14 protein-coding genes are annotated in these 17,006 nt (G+C 69.8%); 6 read left to right on the forward strand and 8 right to left on the reverse strand.

Features of this window, described 5'->3' with window-relative positions; translation table 11 throughout:
• The first annotated feature begins 69 nt into the window (after window positions 1–69).
• On the forward strand, window positions 70–2,196 hold the full coding sequence (locus tag ACFO0B_RS25255; protein ID WP_449289804.1) for an MMPL family transporter: 2,127 nt from the start codon (window positions 70–72) through the stop codon (window positions 2,194–2,196).
• Between the two features lie 52 nt (window positions 2,197–2,248).
• Window positions 2,249–2,707 carry an SRPBCC family protein gene (locus ACFO0B_RS25260; RefSeq protein WP_378615058.1) on the forward strand — a complete coding sequence of 153 codons (459 nt, stop codon included), beginning with the start codon at window positions 2,249–2,251 and terminating at the stop codon, window positions 2,705–2,707.
• A gap of 62 nt (window positions 2,708–2,769) precedes the next feature.
• On the opposite strand, the gene ACFO0B_RS25265 is transcribed toward ACFO0B_RS25260, so the two are convergent.
• A complete protein-coding gene (locus ACFO0B_RS25265; protein WP_378615059.1) occupies window positions 2,770–5,685 on the reverse strand; it encodes an MMPL/RND family transporter in 2,916 nt (971 codons plus the stop codon).
• A 68-nt stretch (window positions 5,686–5,753) separates the two neighbouring features.
• Entirely contained in the window at window positions 5,754–6,620 is an 867-nt protein-coding gene (locus tag ACFO0B_RS25270) for an alpha/beta fold hydrolase (protein WP_378615060.1), read from the reverse strand.
• Between the two features lie 177 nt (window positions 6,621–6,797).
• On the opposite strand from ACFO0B_RS25270, the gene ACFO0B_RS25275 reads away from it, so the two are divergent.
• Window positions 6,798–8,102, forward strand: coding sequence for a cytochrome P450 (locus tag ACFO0B_RS25275; RefSeq protein WP_378615312.1), 1,305 nt, complete (start codon window positions 6,798–6,800; stop codon window positions 8,100–8,102).
• Here the strand turns inward: ACFO0B_RS25275 and ACFO0B_RS25280 are convergent.
• From ACFO0B_RS25280 to ACFO0B_RS25300, 5 genes are all read right to left on the reverse strand, one after another.
• A complete protein-coding gene (locus ACFO0B_RS25280; RefSeq protein ID WP_378615061.1) occupies window positions 8,042–9,097 on the reverse strand; it encodes a hypothetical protein in 1,056 nt (351 codons plus the stop codon). The two genes, ACFO0B_RS25275 and ACFO0B_RS25280, sit on opposite strands and share 61 nt — an antisense overlap.
• Window positions 9,097–9,717 (reverse strand): hypothetical protein, encoded by a 621-nt coding sequence (locus tag ACFO0B_RS25285; protein ID WP_378615062.1) that lies wholly within the window; start codon window positions 9,715–9,717, stop codon window positions 9,097–9,099. Before ACFO0B_RS25285 ends, ACFO0B_RS25280 begins: the two co-directional genes overlap by 1 nt.
• Window positions 9,718–9,947: 230 nt before the next feature.
• Window positions 9,948–11,006, reverse strand: a complete 1,059-nt coding sequence (locus tag ACFO0B_RS25290) for a nitroreductase/quinone reductase family protein (protein WP_378615063.1) — start codon at window positions 11,004–11,006, stop codon at window positions 9,948–9,950.
• 37 nt (window positions 11,007–11,043) lie between these two features.
• Window positions 11,044–11,433, reverse strand: a complete 390-nt coding sequence (locus ACFO0B_RS25295) for a PLDc N-terminal domain-containing protein (RefSeq protein ID WP_378615064.1) — start codon at window positions 11,431–11,433, stop codon at window positions 11,044–11,046.
• Window positions 11,434–11,614: 181 nt separating this feature from the next.
• Window positions 11,615–12,349, reverse strand: a complete 735-nt coding sequence (locus tag ACFO0B_RS25300) for a TetR/AcrR family transcriptional regulator (protein ID WP_378615065.1) — start codon at window positions 12,347–12,349, stop codon at window positions 11,615–11,617.
• A gap of 155 nt (window positions 12,350–12,504) precedes the next feature.
• Here ACFO0B_RS25300 and ACFO0B_RS25305 point away from each other — a divergent pair, with 155 nt between their 5' ends.
• The 3 genes from ACFO0B_RS25305 to ACFO0B_RS25315 are packed head-to-tail and all read left to right on the forward strand — an operon-like array spanning window position 12,505 to window position 15,346.
• Window positions 12,505–13,428, forward strand: a complete 924-nt coding sequence (locus tag ACFO0B_RS25305) for an oxygenase MpaB family protein (RefSeq protein ID WP_378615066.1) — start codon at window positions 12,505–12,507, stop codon at window positions 13,426–13,428.
• Window positions 13,425–14,090 (forward strand): TetR family transcriptional regulator, encoded by a 666-nt coding sequence (locus tag ACFO0B_RS25310; RefSeq protein WP_378615067.1) that lies wholly within the window; start codon window positions 13,425–13,427, stop codon window positions 14,088–14,090. The genes ACFO0B_RS25305 and ACFO0B_RS25310 overlap by 4 nt, the downstream gene beginning before the upstream one ends.
• A 35-nt stretch (window positions 14,091–14,125) precedes the next feature.
• Window positions 14,126–15,346, forward strand: a complete 1,221-nt coding sequence (locus ACFO0B_RS25315; RefSeq protein ID WP_378615068.1) for a hypothetical protein — start codon at window positions 14,126–14,128, stop codon at window positions 15,344–15,346.
• Window positions 15,347–15,397: 51 nt separating this feature from the next.
• Here ACFO0B_RS25315 and ACFO0B_RS25320 read toward each other — a convergent pair whose 3' ends face one another.
• Window positions 15,398–16,858 (reverse strand): diguanylate cyclase domain-containing protein, encoded by a 1,461-nt coding sequence (locus ACFO0B_RS25320; RefSeq protein WP_378615069.1) that lies wholly within the window; start codon window positions 16,856–16,858, stop codon window positions 15,398–15,400.
• Window positions 16,859–17,006: the final 148 nt, after the last annotated feature.

The following is a 17,006-nucleotide window of genomic DNA, read 5'->3' on the forward strand; positions in this document are numbered from 1 at the left end:
CACATTGTTGTCGGGGCAACCGCGGCGCGAGCGACGTTCGACGCCGCTCGACGACCGAGGGGTTGGAATATGCAGCGGTGGGCACGGTTCGCGACCACACGTCCTCGATGGGTCGTGGCCGTCACTGTCGTGCTGATCCTGCTCAGCGGTGCCTGGGGGGCCGGAGTGTTGGACGAGCTCGATCTGGCGGGGTACGAGGATCCGGCCAGCGAGTCGGCTGTCACCGACCGGCTGACGGTTCAGGCGTTCGGCAAACAGACCCCGGATGTCGTGGTCGTCTACACCGCGCCGGAGGGCAAGACCCTCGACGACATCCGGCCGCAGGTACTCCAGCGGCTGGCCGCCGTCCCCGGTGACCGCCTGGCGAAGCCGATCGAGTCCTACTGGACGGCGGGCGGGCTGCGACAGGCGGCCATGGTCTCCGCCGACCGGCGCCGGGCGATCGCGGGCATCAGCTCGAACGGCTCGATGAGCGATCAGCTCGCCCACTACGCCGAGTTGCGCGCGGCGTTGGTCGTGCCGGGCGTCGACACCGAGTTCGCCGGATTCATCCCGGTCATCGATGCCTTCAACCAGCGGTCGCTGACGAGCGTGGTGATCGCCGAATCGGTCGCCATCCCGCTCATGCTGCTCCTGCTCGTCGTGGTCTTCGGCGGTCTGGTCGCGGCGTCGGTGCCGGTGGTCGTCGGGGGGCTGGCCATGATCGGCGCGCTCGGCGCCCTGCGCGCCCTGAGCATGGTCACCGGGGTGAGCGCCTTCGCGCTGAACATCGCCTCCATTCTCGGACTCGGTCTGGCCATCGACTACGGCCTGTTCATGGTGAGCCGGTTCCGCGAGGAGCTCCGCGACGGCCGGACCCCGGTGGTGGCGGCCCAGCGCGCCACGCACACCGCGGGACGGACCATAGCCTTCTCGGCGCTGCTGCTGGTGTGCGCCTTCGCGGGCACCCTGGTCTTCCCGCCATCGATGCTGCGTTCCCTCGGCTTCGGTGCGATCGCGGCGATCGCGATCGCCGCCTTCGTCTCGGTCACCGCGCTGCCTGCCGCCCTGTCGATGATGGGGGAGCGGATCAACGCCCTGCCGTGGCGGCGCGGGGCCGCGCGGCGCGGTGAAGAGCGGGCCGAGCGGCGCTGGGCCGCGTTGGCGACGGCGGTCATGCGCAGGCCGGTCGTCGTCGCGGTGGCCGTCGCCGGGCTCCTGCTCGCGCTGAGCACGCCGTTCCTCGGAGTACGGATGGGCGGGATCAACCCGGACGTGCTGCCGGCCGACGACGCCGTACGCGTCGCGCAGGCCGAGCTCTCGGCGGGTTTCCCGAACGCGAGCGAGGGCGCGACCGTACTGATCCGCGGTGTGGACGGCGGCGCGCCCCCCGCCGCCGCGGTGTCGTGGCTGGCCGGGGAGGTCCAGCGGACCGAAGGCGTCCGGGTGGTGGTGCGGCTGGCCGAGCAGGGTGACGCTGTGCTGCTGCGCGCGCTCTCGACGAGTCCGGACTTCTCCACCGGCGCCGAGGACATGGTGGCCGCGGTGCGCGCGATTCCGGTACCGGAGGGCATGACCGTGCAGGTGGGTGGCATGAACGCCCTCCGGGCCGACAGCAACGAGTCGATCGTCGCGGCGGTGCCGCTGGCCCTGGCGATCGTGATCGCCGCGACGCTGCTCGTCATGACCATCGCCTTCCGCTCGATCCTGTTGCCGCTCAAAGCGGTTCTCATGGCGGCGGTCAGCCTGAGCGCCACTTTCGGGGTACTCACCTGGATCTTCGTCGACGGCAACGGCGCGAGCCTGCTCGGCGCCGAACCCGGACCGCTGCCGACGCCCGCGCTGATCGTGGTGGTGGTCGCCGTCTTCGGGCTCTCCACCGATTACGAGGTCTTCCTCATGTCCCGCATGATCGAGGCGCACGAGCGTGGCGCGGACACCGAAGCGGCCGTGCGCGAGGGCGTCGCGAAGACCGGCCGGATCATCACGACGGCTGCCGCGCTGTTCGTGATCGTGACCGGCGCGGCCGCGCTCTCCGAGGTCACCCTGATCAAGGTGGCCGCGCTCGGGATGGCGCTGGCCATCCTGATCGACGCCACCGTCGTCCGCATGCTGCTGGTCCCCGCGCTCGTCCGGTTGATGGGCGCGGCCAACTGGTGGAGTCCGTTCGCCCGAAACCCGGCCGGACCGCGAACCTCTCCGACATCGTCCGAATAATCGATCAGGTCGCGCGGTCGCGCGCCGGTAAGCGGGAAACATGCTCGCCTCTGTGGATCGTCGTGCCGACGTGGCTGCCTCCGATGATTTCGCCTTCGCCTTCGTCACCGACCCCCGCACCGTGCCCACGTGGATGTTCGGGATCTCCCGCTTCGAGCCCCGCGGCGATCGCGCCGCAGGTGTCGGCGCGCGGTTCGCCGCATCATTCTCGGGCGTGCTGTCGTTCAGCTTCGAGCTGGTGGCGACGGAGTGGGTGGACGGCGCGCTGATCGTGCTGGAGTCCGCGGATCCGCCGCAGGTGCGGGCGCGCGTCGAGTTCCGCCCGCGCGCCGCGGAGCGCACCGAGATCCGCATCCTGGTCGAGTACCGGCTCCCCGGCGGGCTCGCCGCGGCGGCGATGCGCCGGATGAACGATGTGGTCGCCGCGCGAGCGATCCGGCACGTCGAGTCGAATCTCCGGCGCGAGGTGGAGTCGGCCTACGCCGCCGCGCGGCGGGGCGCCTCCGGGTAGCCGGAGACCACGCGTACCGGAAGGGCGGAGCCCCGCAGCGGGCGCCGCCCTTCGTCGTCGGGTCAGCGGAGCTCGGACCGCACCGGTACGCGCTCCGGTGCTGCGGCGACCGGCACCTGCCCGGTGCTCGCCCGCGGCGCCGAGCGCTCGGGCCGGTGCCGGAGCAACCCGCGCACCAGGGGCGTCGGCGTCCACCAGAACCACCGCCCGAGCAACCCGGCCATGCCGGGCACCACGAAGGTGCGGACGATCAGCGTATCGATCAAGAGCCCGATGCCGACCGCGGTACCCACCTGCATGATGCTCAGCACCGAGCCGGTGAGCAGCGCGAACATGGTGAGGCCGAAGACCAGGCCCGCTACCGTGACCACCGCCCCGGTGCCGGCGAAGGCGCGGATCATGCCCGTGCGCAGCCCGGCGCCGCGCTCGAACACCTCTTCGCGGATCCGCATGGTCAGCATCAGGTTGTAGTCCGCGCCGACGGCCACCAGCGCGATGAGCGCGATCGTCGGGACCGGCCAGTGCAGGTCCTTGCCGATCACATCCTGCCAGATCACCGTGCTGATCCCGATCGCAGAGGCGTAGGAGAGCACCACCGTGCCGATGACGACCGCGGCCGCGATCGGGCTGCGCAGCATGACGAGCACGATGAGGAACACCATGGCCATCGCCGCCACGGCGAGCAGCAGGAAGTCGTCGATGACGAACTCGCGCAGCTCCGCGGTACCGGTACCGAACCCCGTCGTGTTCGCGGTACTTCCGGCGAGCGTTCCCTCCTTGGTGGCTTCGTGCACCGCGAGCAGGATCTCGGCGGCCCGCTCGGCGCCGTCGGCGCCGAACATCTCGCCCTCGCCGAACACCATCAGCCGGGCCGAACGACCGTCCGGGGAGAAGTACAGCTGTGCGGCACGCTGGAAGCGGGAGTCCCCCCAGGCCTGTTGCGGCAGGTAGAACCCGCCCTCCCCGCTGCCCTGGAAATCGGTGCGCATGGCCCGCAGGTACTCGACGAGCCCGGAGAACATCGTCCTGGTCTCGGCAACGGCGGTGGTGAGCTGCGCGGTGACAGCGCCCAGCCGGGACACGGTCGCGCGGATGGTCTCCACCGACGCGTCGGTCACGGCGAAGACCTGCGCCAGGTCGCGCGCGCCGCCGCCGAGCGTCACGGCGCCGCTGGTCATCGACTCCGTGGCGGCTACCACGGCGTCCACCGGCTCGACAGCGTCGAGCACCATGGCGCAGAGCCCGTCGCGCGCGCAGTCGGGGTTGGCGGCGGTGAAGTCGCGCAGCGGGGCCATGTACTCCGACACCCTGGCCACGTTGTCGTGCAATGTCCGCATGCCGGACTGCATGACACCGACGCCCTGGTCGAGTTCACCGAGACCGTCCGCGGCGCCGGACAATCCGAGCTGGAGCCGGCCGATGGCCGCGTCGAGTCGGCGCAGCGCGGCCGACACCTCGTCGATGGCACCGAGCCGCTCGGCCATCTGCGCGGTGCCGCTGTCGATCTGATCGGCGACCAGCCCCGCCTGGGTGGTGAGCGCGGCCTGTTCCGGAATCGACCCGGACGGCCGCGAGGCCGACTGCACCATGCGGATGCCGGGGATCTCCATGATGCCGCGGGTCACCCGCTCGACCGCGATCACACCCGCCGGATTCCGCAGATCGTGCTCGGATCGGAGGAATACGATCTCGGGCAGCAGGCTGTTCGCCGGGAAGTGCCGGTCCATGGCCTGGAAACCGGCGGTCGCTTCGGTCGATTCCGGGATCGCCGCCAGCTCGTCGAAGCCGAGGCGGGTCTGCGCCGCCGGGAGTGCGCAGAGGATGAGCACCAGCATCGACCCGACCAGCGCGGGGCCCGGCCACCTGGCCACGAGCGTGCCGATCGGCCGCCAGCGGCCATCCGGCCGGCCGGTTCGCGGCCGCGGCCGCGGCTGCAGGAATCCTCGCCTGCCTGCGACGGAGATGATCGCGGGCAGCAAGGTCAGCGCGGCCAGCATGCCGGTGAGGACCCCGATGGCACAGGGCAATCCGGCACTGCTGAGCATGCCGATGTCGGCCAGGACGAGGAAGGCCAGCGCGGCGGCGACGGTGAGCCCGGAGCCGAGGATGACCGGTGCGACGCTGCGATAGGCGAGTATCAGCGCCTCGTCGTGCGGCACCCCTGTCCGCCGGATCTCGTGGTAGCGCCCGAGGACGAAGATCGCGTAGTCGGTGGCGGCGCCGAGTACCAGGGCACCGAGCAGCGACACCGAGAAGATCGATACCTCGATGAGGTCGCGTTCGCCGAGGAAGGCGATGACCGGCCTGGTCACCGCCAGGGCCAGGCCGACGGCCAGCAGCGGCACGTGCGCGGTGACCAGGTTCCGGTAGACGAGCAGGAGCAGCAGCGCGATCAGCACCACCGTGGCGCCGGTGATGAGCAGCATCTGTTCGTCGATCGCGGTGATCTGGTCGGAGATGACGGCGCCCGGCCCGGAGACGTAGGTGCGCAGGCCGGGCGGAGCGGGGTGGTCGGCCACCATCGCCCTGACCGCCGCCACCGACTCGTTGGCCTGCGCGGCGCCGAGCTCGCCGCGCAGCCGCAGCATGGTGTACGCGGCTCTGCCGTCGACGCTCTCGGCGCCCCCGGCGGTGATCGGATCGGACCACAGGTCCATGACCGACTCCACGTGCGCGGTGTCCGCGCGCAACCGCCCCAGCAGGTCGTCGTGGTAGGCGCGCTCGGCCGGGCCGAGTTCGTGATCGCCCTCCAAGACCAGGTAATTGAGGTTGGCGCCGCCGCCGTCGCCGAATTCTCGGGCCATGATCGCGCCGACGGCGTTGACCTGCGCTTCGTGGGGCAGGAATCCCCGCGCATGGGTGCGCGCGGTATGTTCCACCTGCGGAACGCAGAGATTTCCGGCGGCGGCAACGAGAACCCACAGCCCGATGATCAGAAAAGCGTATCGACCGGAGAATTTGACGACGGCGTCCCACATGGAAATGAAATTAGGAAGCGAATTCCCGATCGGTCAACCACTGTGCAAGGGGCGCCGACAATCCGGATTCAGGCAGCTTGCCGCTGCGCTTCGACTTTTTCGACGAACGCGCACAGCGACCGCTCGAATCGCTCGGTGGATTCGAAGAACGGCAGATGCCCGCAATCGTCGAACACTTCAGCGTGCGCGTTCGGCATCATATCGGCCAGCTTGCGCAGGCCGGACGGGCTGATGCAGAAGTCGTCGTCGCCCGCGAGCAGCAGGGCAGGCGCCGTCACCCGCGGCAGCATCTCCGCATCGACGGTGGTCTCCAGCGCGTCGGTCAGATTCGCTCTCAACTGAGCGGCGGAGTTGATGGCCAGAAACCGTTCGCGCAGCGCCAGGTATGCGGCGCCGCCGCCGATGCCCTGCGCGCGATCGCCGAACACCAGCGGATACATCACGTCGAAGAGTTGCCGTGGGCCGCCCGATTCGAGCGCGGTCAGCCAGGACCGCATGATCCGGGTGCGCCGCCGGGATCCCCAGGGGCTGAAGGTCGGGCCGACGAGCACGAGCCCGGCGACGCGATCGGGATGGCGGACGGCGAAGTCCCGGCAGATCACCGTCGACAGGGAGGATCCCACGAGGTATGTGCGCTCGATTCCGAGGTGATCGAGCAGTTGCAGCAGGTCCGAGGTGTGCTGGTCGAATCCGGTCGGGGCGCCCGACGAGGCACCCTGATTGCGCAGGTCGTAGGTGAGCAGACGGTTGTTCCGCACCAGGTTTCGTGTGAAGTTGCGCCACGAGGTACTGACGACGTAGATCGTGGAAACGAACGTCACGCAGGGGCCCGTGCCCTCCAGTTCGTAGTAGAGCTCGCAATCGTCGGCCACCCGGAAACGTTCGTCGATTCCACGATAGGCCAGGTCGAATGATTTGATCGTCCGTACATCCATGTATTCTTTCCACCCTTCTCGAAGCCCGGCTTGTGCGACCCCATCATCGCTGTGCACCGGTCACGGCGGAAGTGGTCCGCACTCGAAATGCATAATTTGCTCGTGCATCGACAGTCCTTGCCGGCGCGATCTAGGATGAAATTTGCTTTATCTTCGGAACCGAGGAAGAGGGTGCTGGTGAGCGCGTCCCTATGGGTTCGATGGATGGCGATGCAGGGCGTTCCCCGCGCCTTTCTCTCGGTGCGGGCGTTGCGCGGTGATCCGCTGGCGCGCCTGCTGCTCGGTCGCGCCGAGCCGATGGAGCGAAACCTGCTCTTCGACCGATTGCGCGCGCGGGGCGGCCTGGTCCGGACGCCATTCGTGCGGGTGAGCGCCGATTACGAAGTCTGCCGAAGCGTGCTGCGGGACAGTCGGTTCGGCGTCACCAATCCGGTCGGAACCGGACTCCCGCAGCCCATGCCCGCACTGATGAACTGGGCCGATCCCGGAATCCCGAACCCGGTCGAGCCGCCGTCGATGCTCATGGTCGACGAGCCGGACCACGCCCGATATCGCAGAGCGGTCGCGCACAGCTTCACCCCGCGTGCCATCGAGCGGCTCGGTGATCGGGTGGAGACGATCACCGCCGATCTGCTGGCGGAGCTCACCGGGGACGCCGACCTGCTGACCGGCTACGCGGCCCGGCTGCCGGTGGCGGTCATGGCCGATCTGCTCGGCCTTCCGGACCACATGCATCCGCATCTGCTCGAATGGGGAGATTCGGCCGCGGTGCTGCTCGACATCGGCGTTTCCTGGGCGGCGTTCCGCCGTGCGGTCGCGAGCCTGCGTCATCTCGATCGCTATCTGCACGAACATATTCCGCGGATCCGCCGGGGTGAACTCGGCGAGACCGTGCTCGATCCGATGATCACCGACCCCACGCTGAGCCACCGTGAGATCGCGGCCAATGCGGCGCTTCTGATCGACGCGGGCTTCGAGACCACGGTGAATCTGATCGGCAACGGCATCGTGCTGCTGCTCGAGAACCCCGGTGCACTCGCTCGATTGCGCGCGGAACCGGCGCTGTGGCCCGCGGCTGTCGAGGAGATCCTGCGCCTGGAGAGTCCGGTCCAGATGACCGTGCGGACTGCCCATCGCGACGTGGAGCTCGCCGGGGAGCGGGTGGCCGCAGGCGAGATGATCATCCTGCTGCTCGCCGGGGCCAACCGTGATCCGGAGATCTTCGCCGACCCGTGCCGATTCGACATCACCCGCCCCAACGCGCGCGAGCATCTCGGGTTCGGTGCGGGTGCGCACGTGTGTCTCGGTGCCGCGCTTGCCAGGATCGAGGGCGCGGCCGCGCTGCGCGGACTGTTCGAACGGTTTCCCGCACTCCGGCTCGCCGCACCGCCCGAGCGCCGCGGGCTGGTCACCCTGTACGGTTACCGCAGGCTGTCCGCCGATCTCGGTTCGCCCGTGCGATCGCCCGCACCGGGCGCGTGATCCCGGGAGTCGAAAAGCTCCGCCGCGGTCAACTCGTAGGCCGCGTGGTGTGGACTGTTCCGTGCCGCGGCGCGGATGGTGCCGTCTTCGAGTCCGTGGGCCGCAGCGAGCGTCGGGGCGTCGGATTGCAGCAGGCGCAGGGCGTCGCTGATCTCGATCAGCATGTCGGTGACCCTGGTCTCCTGACGCTTGGCCACGTGTGCACGGAATCGCACCTGCGGATAGCGCTCGGTCAGCCAGGAGTGCAGCGGTGTCAGCCGTTCCAGATAGAACCGCGCCAACCGGGCACTTCGGTAGGTGCCGAGTACCGCCGGGCCGATGATGCTCGTGACCAACAGCGTGCCGGCCACGATCTGCAGGGTGTAGCCGAAAGACTGCGCCCACAGCGGCGGACCCGCAGGCCACACCGTGATGATGACGATCAGCCACACCTCGTATCCGGCGAACACGAGCGCCACCGCTGCGAGGACGCTCAGGAGAGCCCGGCGCCGGCTCCGCTCCCGCGCCCGCGCGCGGATGATCACCCGCGCCATCGTGGCTGTGGCGTGACTCAGCACCAGAGCCTGTGCCAACCAGTAGATCTGCATGCGCGGAGTGCTCGCCGAATCGAGGCCGAAGCCGGTGCCTTCGGACTGCTCCGGCGCGCTGAGGAACAGGTACACCAGCAGCACGCCGACGCCTGTGTAAGCCGCCGCGGTCGCGACCAGCTCGCGATGCCGGAGCGGGGTCGTCGACAGGTGGCAGCGGGTGTACAGCAGAGCGGGGACCATCGCACCCAGCGAACACAGATGACTCAGCGGAAAGGCGAGATTCGTCCGGATCTGGTCGAACAGCCGCACCGAGAACGGAATCACCAGCACGTAGCTGGTCGCGAGCAGCAGCAGCGCGAGGACCGGCGTCAGCTTGCCCCTCGGCCCCTGCGGGCCCAGCTGCCAGAGCAGGGTGACCACGCCGATCAGGATCAGCACCCCGACCACCGTGTTCACAATCGTCATCACCCCTGCTCCTTCCGTCGGCGCAGCAGGTCGAGGGTGGCGCAGAGCCGAGTGTGCCGGAGTCCGAGCGCGGAGATGATCTCGGCGGATTCGGTGGTGTCGGCGTCGCTCCACAGAATGGTGCGCAGCGTCCGGCGGGCGAAGGTCTCGGCCTGGCGCTCGCTGCTGCTGTCGTAGGCCGAGCGGTAACGCACATGCGCGAAATTCGCGATGGCGGTCGGGCTCAGGATCGAGCACAGTGCCAGCCCGGTTTCGAGGAGGTGTCCGTCGCCCTCGTGTCCGTGCAGGATGTGACCCGCTTCGTGGAGCACGGTATTGATCCGAGCGATCTCCGGTAGGTCGGCGGCGTACTCGATGACATCTTCCGCCTCGGTGCGCAACCACTGGCCCGCGATGGAGCGGGGCAGGGTCGTGCTGGCGCCTATCCGCACCGGAATCCCGCTGTGCTCGGACAGGATGCGACCGAACTCGGACAGGGAGAAGGGCTGAAGTCGGGCGGTGTGGTGCTGTACAGCGGTCATAGCTCGGCGGCGCGCGCGTCGGGTCAGGTTCAAGGCTCGGCTTTTCCGTTTGTTCCTCGGGTGAATTTCTGGTGAGCCGAACTGTAGAACATGTTTCATCGAACTGGAAGTGAATGGTCATTCTTGGTGCTTCGTGTTTCTGAAGACTGATTCGTTCACTTTCCCAGGTGACCTTCATCTGCGGCCTGAGGTGGTGAGACAGTATCGAAAGATGCTTCCGCCGGGTCTATATGTTACTCGGCATAGACTGGCATTTATCTGTCGGAAACGAATATCGGCAACATTCCGGCGCCTGCGGCGAGGCACACGCCGAACGGTTGCGCGACGGCCTACCGAGGAAGGGGGTCGATGCGGAAGACAGGGTATCGGGATGCGATCCGCTCGAACTCGCTGAGCGGGGCCCGGCGGTCGACCGGAAAGTGCGGCCGGGCGCCGGGAGCGACAGCGAGATACCGGCGCAGGATGGGTGCCCGGTCCGCAGCCGGGACCTCGGTGAGCTGTACCGCCTCGCGGCCGCGCCGGTACAGCGCGGCGTGGCCGTGGGCCGCTGCGACATTGCGCACCCAGCCGGCGTTCTGGCCCAGCATGGAAACCAGATACCGTTGCCCGTCATGGTCGGCGACCGCGATCGGGAGCGTCACCGGGCGTCCGGTACGTCGCCCGGCGACCTCGAGGGTCATGGCGTGGCCGGGTGACAGGACGCCTGCGGTGAAGATGAACTCCGCGAAGCGGTTCAGCACCCGCGCTGCCGTACCGGGCCGCGCACTGCGGTACATGCGGCGGTTGGCCGCATGGAGATGCTTGCACGCAGCGCGGCGCGGAATCGGGTCGACGATGTCGTGGTCCATGCTTGCCTTCCTCATGAGCCGTGCGCATCCCGGGGGATAGGCGATGAACTCGATCGCTGTCTCTTCGAGCGGGTGCGAGCTCGACATCGGTGAAGTCGGCGCCCTCTCGATCATTGTGCGCCCTCGAGGACCGCAGGCGGATGGCGGTGGCCTCGACCTCCCCTCGCCACCCTCGAGGGTGAGCCGGGAGCGGCCGTTGCGGACCGCCACATCGCCGGCTGCTGGTGCTCGACGTTGTTGCGCACCAGCGGCACCCACGCTCTCGGCGGCGGTGGGCTGGAATCCGAGGTCGGCGCGATTGCCCCAGAGGCGGGCGAGCAGCGGCTGGTCGCGGCGTTCACGGGAGTCGAGGGCATCGAGCCGGTCGAGGGTGTCGAGCTGGCCGGTGACTGTGGTGCCGTGCAGCTCGGCGGTCTCGAGCGGGGCGGAGGCGTCGATGCCCGTCAGGGGTTTCGGGTGGCGTTCGTGGAAGACGGCGCGGGCGAAGGAGCCCGGGGTGCCGGCGAGGATGAGTTGCGGGATCGAGGGTGTCGGCACCATGTCCACGATTCGACCGGACTCTCGGCCGCGCGGTGGTTCAGGCGCGGCTCAGGGCCTTGGTCTTGAGGGCGTCGAACTCCTGGGTGGTGATGGTGCCCGCGTCGAGCAGCTCCTTGGCGTGCGCGATCTCCTGGGCGGGGGAGCGTCCGGCGGCCTCGCGGATGTAGGCATCGGTTTCCCGCTTGGTCGTCGCGGCGTATTCGCGGGCCCGTTCGGCCATGCCCCGGCCGCGGGCGATCAGGTACACCAGCGCGGTGAGGTAGGGGAGCACGATCAGCCCGATGAGCCAGACCGCCTTGAGCGCGCCCGAGGTCCTGTGGTCGCGCCAGAACAGGTCCACCAGGATGTTGAACAGGATCATGAGGTAGGCGACGAACGCGAAGATCACCACGCCCGCCCACAGGAAGTCCCAGAACGAATCCCACATGGTGTCTCTCCCTCCATCGATGGACACGGCAGCGAGCAGGCAGGCCCGAACAGCGACCGCGCGAGACGCTGATCGGGAGCCTAGAGCAGCAACTCCGCGATTCGGTACAGGCCGCGGACCCGAGTGTCGCGGACCGGGGTCCGCTGGGTCCGGGGCGGTGTCGATGGTGGCTCACCTCCGGTCACGCGGGTACTGCTGCTCCCGGAGTCGCCAGGAGGGAGTCGGCCAGGGCGCCGAGGTGTCCGGCCGGGGGCCCGGCGGGGTGTAGCCCGCCGATCGCGAAGGCGCCGACGATGGCGAGGTGGAGGTGGGCGGCGAGCCGGTCGCCGTCGGCGACACCGAGGCGTGCGGTCAGCGCGCCCAGCCGCCGGGCGAGCTCACGGTCGTGGTCGAGGCACCGTTGCCGCACTTCGGCGTGGCCGAACTCGGCGGCGATATTGACGAAGGCGGACCCGCGGTAGCCCGTGCGCGCCGTCAGCTCCTGGAACCCGGCGAGGTGGGCGCCGAGTTCTTCGCGCGGATCGCTGTGCTGGGCGGCGGTCCGGTCCCAGCGGGCCCAGAAATTCGTGTCGTGGCGGTGCAGTACCGCGAGGACCAGGTCGTTCTTGGTGGGAAAGCGCCGGTACACGCTCGCTTTGGCCGTCCCCGTCCGCCGGACGAGCTCGTCGACGCTGATCGCGTGGACGCCGTGCTCGTAGAACAGCTCGGCCGCGGTCTCGACCAGCCTGTCCCGCAACGCGGCGCCGCGGAGCTGCTTGCGCTCGGCGGTCGGGGCGGGCTCGCCGCCGTGCGCGGGGGAGTGCTGCGACCGGGCGGGATCGCGGCGGTGCCGATGGCCGGTGGGATGGCTGTGGCCCGGCCCCGGCCGGCGCGCGGCCGGAGTCGGGGCCGGCAGGTCTATCGGTGTGCGTAGCACTGTTTCTCGCGTTCTTCAGGAGCCTTCTTCGACAGCCCGGGGAACAGTATCCCAGGTACTGATGAAGTGCTAATCGTTCCATATGTACCTCGACGAGGCATATGAGGTGTGGTACGTTCAGTGCTCAATCAGTACCATCTATGCCGAGGGGCGTCGTGAACGCGATCAAACACAACATCCTCGCCGCCATGGAACGCATCGGCGGCAGGCACGACGACCCGGCCGTCTACGGCGGGCCCGCAGGCGACCCGGGGCTCTGCGGCCCGGGCAGCGTGTCCTGGAAGATCACCGCCGACCTCGGCTCGGTGATCAGCGCCGCGACCGCCGCGATCGTCATGGAGCTGCTGCATCCCTCGGTCATGGCCGGGGTCGGCCAGCTGTCGAACTACCGGGAGGACCCGTTCCGGCGGGCCCGCACCACCCTCGGTTACGTCCTGACCACCACCTTCGGCAACACCGATGCGGCGGCCGGGCTGATCGGGCAGGTCAAGACGATCCACGGGCACATCAACGGCACCAGGCCCGACGGCGTGCCCTTCGACGCGCTCGATCCGGAGCTGCTCACCTGGGTGCACACCGCCATCCCCTGGATGATCCTGCGCAGCTACGAGCGCAACAACTCCCCGCTCACCCCCGGCGAGCGGGACCGGTACCTCGCCGAACAGGCCGTCATCGGACGACTGGGCGGCGGCAGCGACATCCCGGAGACGATGGCCGAGCTCGCGGACTACGTCGAGGCGATGCGCCCCCGGCTGGCGGTGACCGAGCAGACCCTGGAGTTCTTCGAGTTCCTCATGACCGCACCGCTGCTGCCGATCCGCGCGCCCGGCCCGCTCGATCGTGTGCTGCACGCGTACGTCGCGCACGCGGGCATGAGCCTGGCCCCCGAGTGGGCGCGACGGCTGACCGGCTACCACCACGCACCGCTCACCGACACCCTGGTCTTCGCGCCCTACCTGCGCACGAGCGCGCCCCTGACCCGCTGGGTCGTTGGCGAACCGCCCTACGCCAGACAGGCCAGGCTCCGCGCGGGTGCGACGCCGGCGGCCGAGCAGCCGTTGGCGATAATCAGCCGATGAGCCCAGAGCCGGTCACGCTGTCGGAGTTCCTCGACCGCGCCGCCACCCACCGCGTCGCCGACACCGACGCGAGCGCGCACCGCATCCTCGACGCCGCGGTCGCCGAGGCGGGCGCCGTCGGCCTCGACCGGGTCCGGATGGAAGACGTCGTGCGCCGCAGCGCTCTCGGCCGCACCACCGTCTACCGCCGCTTCCCGAGCCGGGAAGACCTGGTGCGCGCCCTGGTCGCCCGCGAGACCGAACGCTTCCTCGCCGCGGTGACGGCGGGCATGGACAGTGTCGGCCGCCCCAGCGACCGCGTGGTCGAGGCCTTCCTGGCCGCGGTCTCCTTCGCCCGCGCGCACCCCATGCTGCGCCGCATGGGCGAGAGCGCACCCGGCTCGGTGCTCGACCTCGCCACGACCCCCGGCATCGAATTCCTCGACACCGGAACGGCGTTCATCGCCCGGCATCTGCACGGCGGGCGCCCCGGCAAGCCGTCACGCCAGGCCCGCTGGGTCGCCGACGTCTTCGCCCGCCTGTTCCTCACCTACCTGGCCCTGCCCCCGCACGACCCGGATGTGCGGAACGAAACCGAACTGCGCGCCTTCGCCAGAGCCGTGCTGACCCCCATGGCCGAAAGCGCCGCGCCGGCCGATGCGACCGAAAAGCGCGTCCGGTAGCGCAGCGCGTCCTCGTACCCCGTCTCGAAGGCACCATGAAGACCTTTCTCGTCGCCGCGCTCGCCGCGGCGCTGCTCGCCGCCCCCGCCGACGCCGATGCCGCCGCCGCGCCCGCGCGCCTGATGTTCTGGGTCGGCGAGGAGATGCAGGGCTCGTCCGGCCTGGCCGGCTACGGCTTGCCCGAGCCCGACGACTACTGGGACCTGCCGCGCGACCTCGGCGCCTACACCCCCGAGCTCTGGGACGTGCTCGAGCGCAACCGCACACCGCTCGGTTTCAACCTGCGCTACCGCCGCGACTTCGGCCCGCTCCCCGCCGGTCGCCCGCAGCGCGACGAGGTGCTGCCGTTCCTGGGCGAGGCCGCCCGCCGCGGTGTCCCGGTCACCGCACTGATCCAGCTTCCCTACAGCGACGGCTACTGGTCCAACGAGGACAACAGCGCGCTCGTCGCCGCGGCCGTCGACGAGTTCGACCGCTGGGCGCGCGGCAACGAGCTGCACTTCACCGCCGTCGCCCTCGACCTCGAGTCGTCGATCCAGGACACCGACGCGATCTTCCGGGTCGGAACGGATCCCGCCGGCACGCTGGGCGCGCTCGCGCGCAATGCCGGCCCGCGCCGCCAGTGCCGCGCCGCCGACGAGTACCGGCAGATCGTGCGGGGCCTGCGTGACCGCGGCTACGCCGTCACCGCATCGGCCTACCCGTTCACGATCGACGACGCGCTGGACGGCACGGCGGCGTTCTCGGACTTCTCGGACATGCCGCTCATCGGCGACGACGAGTACGACGGCATCCTGTTCATGACGATGCGCACCGTCTACCAGCAGGCCTTCGGCATCGACCCGGGGCCGGGCCTGCAGCTCCACTACGGTGACGACATTCGCCGGGAGTACGGGGGCGAGGGCGGCATCACCCTCGGTGAGGCGGGCGTCGGCCCCTACCGCGACCTCGCCGCGATGGTCACCGACGTGCGGGCCGCGATCTCCGCCGTCGACGGGCCGGTCGGGCTGTACTCACTGGAGAAATCGGTCCAGGCGTACGGGGTCGCCGGCGAGCGGCTCATCCAGGCGGGCGAGCACCCGCTGTCCGCCACCGAGCGCGCCACACTCGGCCTGCCGAGCGCCGAGCTGCTGCTCGCCCGCGCCGCGCTGCGCGCCATCGATGCCGCCGCCGCGGTCGCGACCCCGCCCGCCGCGCTGGCCAACGGTGAGGACCCCGCGCTGCCCAACGGCTTCCGGGGATCGTGCCCGAGCTGATCGGCACGCGATTCGACGGCAGAAAGCACGACGTCGGCTTCCGGCTCGTGATCACGGTGTCGGCCTGGCGATCCCGTTGGTCGAGGCGTCGATGTCGGGGGTGAATTCCCGGGCGACCGAATGCGATGTTCCCGCGACGAAGGAGCTCCGTTCCGGATCCGGCTTCTGCCCGTCGATCGACAGCGATGTTCCGAACGGCGGCTGCTCCGCGGTGGTGTTCCGGAGGGCTTTCCCGTCGGGTGGCGAAGCGGGGCGCGGCTCGGTCGCGCCGCGGGTGTGCACGGTGGTCTCGGCGATGGGCCGGTTGCTCTTGGCGGAGTAGAGCCCCGCGTCCGCCGTGGCCAGCAGCGTCTCGGCGTCCGAGCGGGCGATCGGGGTGGCGACGGCGCCGATGCTCGCGGTGATCCGCAGGGTGAGCCCGTCCACGGTCACCGGCTCGGCGAACACCTCGGCGAGGCGCCGCGAGATGGCGGTCACCGTCTCCGGGGTGGTGGGTGGGGGGATCAGGGCGACGAACTCGTCGCCGCCGATACGCGCGATCATGGAGTCGCCGTGTTCGTGGCGATCGGCGCGCAGCCGGTCGGCGACGGCGCTGAGGACCCGGTCGCCGATGTGGTGTCCCCAGCGATCGTTGATCTGCTTGAAACGGTCCAGGTCGAGGAAGCACAGCCCGGCGAGGTCACCGTCGGCGGCGGTGCCGCTGGAGCGTTCGATCGTCTCGATCAGGTGCCTGCGATTCGGCAGGCCGGTGAGCGGGTCGTGGCGTCCCTGGCGGTGGAGTTCGAGCTGATGCTGGTACTGGTCGGTGACGTCGGCCCCGATGGCGATGAGGTAGTCGGGGTCGTCGGCGGTGCTGCCCTCGGCGTAGGTGATGCCGACGTTCATCCAGCCGATGGTGCCGTCGGCGCGCAGCAGCCGCTGCCGCAGTGAGACGGTGCCCTTCCCGGCCGGGATCAGCTCCTCGTAGAGCAGCCGTCGGAGCTGGGCGTGATTGTCGGGGTGCGCGAAGTCGTAGACCGAGATGCCGGTCAGGGTCTCGACCGGGACGCCGATCATGTCGGCGAGGCTCTGGTTGGCCTCGAGGATGCGGCCCTCGGTGTCGCCGAGCGCGATCGCGGCGGCGGACTTGTCGAACAGCAGCTGCAGCCGTGCCGCGCGGATGCCACCCGCGTCGGCGACTGCGCGCTGATGCCCCTGGCCGAGGGCCGAGGTGTAGGCCGCCACCTGGGCGTGGCCGATCGCCCCGAGCTGCTCGGCCAGTGCGCACACCACCGGTGCCGACACGACCGGGACCGCGGAGTGTCGAAGCCCGGCCTCGGCCAGCTTCGACCCGAGGCCGGTACCCGCCGCGGGATCGAAGGGAATCGCGGAGAGATCCCGTTCCGCGCGTTCGAGGAATTCGGCCAGCGGTGGCTCCGGCGACAGCTCCTGGCCCGCGGCCAGCAGTGCAGCTCGCCACGATCGCGTCAGTTCCGGGTGGTCGTCACGAACCACGTTGTCGAAAGCCTCCATCACGCTGCCGCTCGACACCCCGACCCTGCACCGACCCTCGTCGGCTGTGCGCCGGACCCGATTCACGGCGACAACGGGGCGGAGCGCATGCTTCACAGCGAACGACCAGAATACAGGATCGACGATCGGGCCACGCGCGATGCGACCG

This window comes from Nocardia jiangsuensis, assembly GCF_042650385.1.
Classification (GTDB): Bacteria; Actinomycetota; Actinomycetes; order Mycobacteriales; family Mycobacteriaceae; genus Nocardia; species Nocardia jiangsuensis.

What these genes read in the sequence shown, in the direction of transcription:
- ACFO0B_RS25290 (WP_378615063.1), bottom strand. Translation starts at nt 11,006, where the DNA reads ATGGTGCCGACACCCTCGATCCCGCAACTCATCCTCGCCGGCACCCCG.
- ACFO0B_RS25310 (WP_378615067.1), top strand. Translation starts at nt 13,425, where the DNA reads ATGAGCCCAGAGCCGGTCACGCTGTCGGAGTTCCTCGACCGCGCCGCC.
- ACFO0B_RS25255 (WP_449289804.1), top strand. Translation starts at nt 70, where the DNA reads ATGCAGCGGTGGGCACGGTTCGCGACCACACGTCCTCGATGGGTCGTG.
- ACFO0B_RS25295 (WP_378615064.1), bottom strand. Translation starts at nt 11,433, where the DNA reads ATGTGGGATTCGTTCTGGGACTTCCTGTGGGCGGGCGTGGTGATCTTC.
- ACFO0B_RS25270 (WP_378615060.1), bottom strand. Translation starts at nt 6,620, where the DNA reads ATGGATGTACGGACGATCAAATCATTCGACCTGGCCTATCGTGGAATC.
- ACFO0B_RS25320 (WP_378615069.1), bottom strand. Translation starts at nt 16,858, where the DNA reads ATGGAGGCTTTCGACAACGTGGTTCGTGACGACCACCCGGAACTGACG.
- ACFO0B_RS25280 (WP_378615061.1), bottom strand. Translation starts at nt 9,097, where the DNA reads ATGACGATTGTGAACACGGTGGTCGGGGTGCTGATCCTGATCGGCGTG.
- ACFO0B_RS25285 (WP_378615062.1), bottom strand. Translation starts at nt 9,717, where the DNA reads ATGAAACATGTTCTACAGTTCGGCTCACCAGAAATTCACCCGAGGAAC.
- ACFO0B_RS25265 (WP_378615059.1), bottom strand. Translation starts at nt 5,685, where the DNA reads ATGTGGGACGCCGTCGTCAAATTCTCCGGTCGATACGCTTTTCTGATC.
- ACFO0B_RS25315 (WP_378615068.1), top strand. Translation starts at nt 14,126, where the DNA reads ATGAAGACCTTTCTCGTCGCCGCGCTCGCCGCGGCGCTGCTCGCCGCC.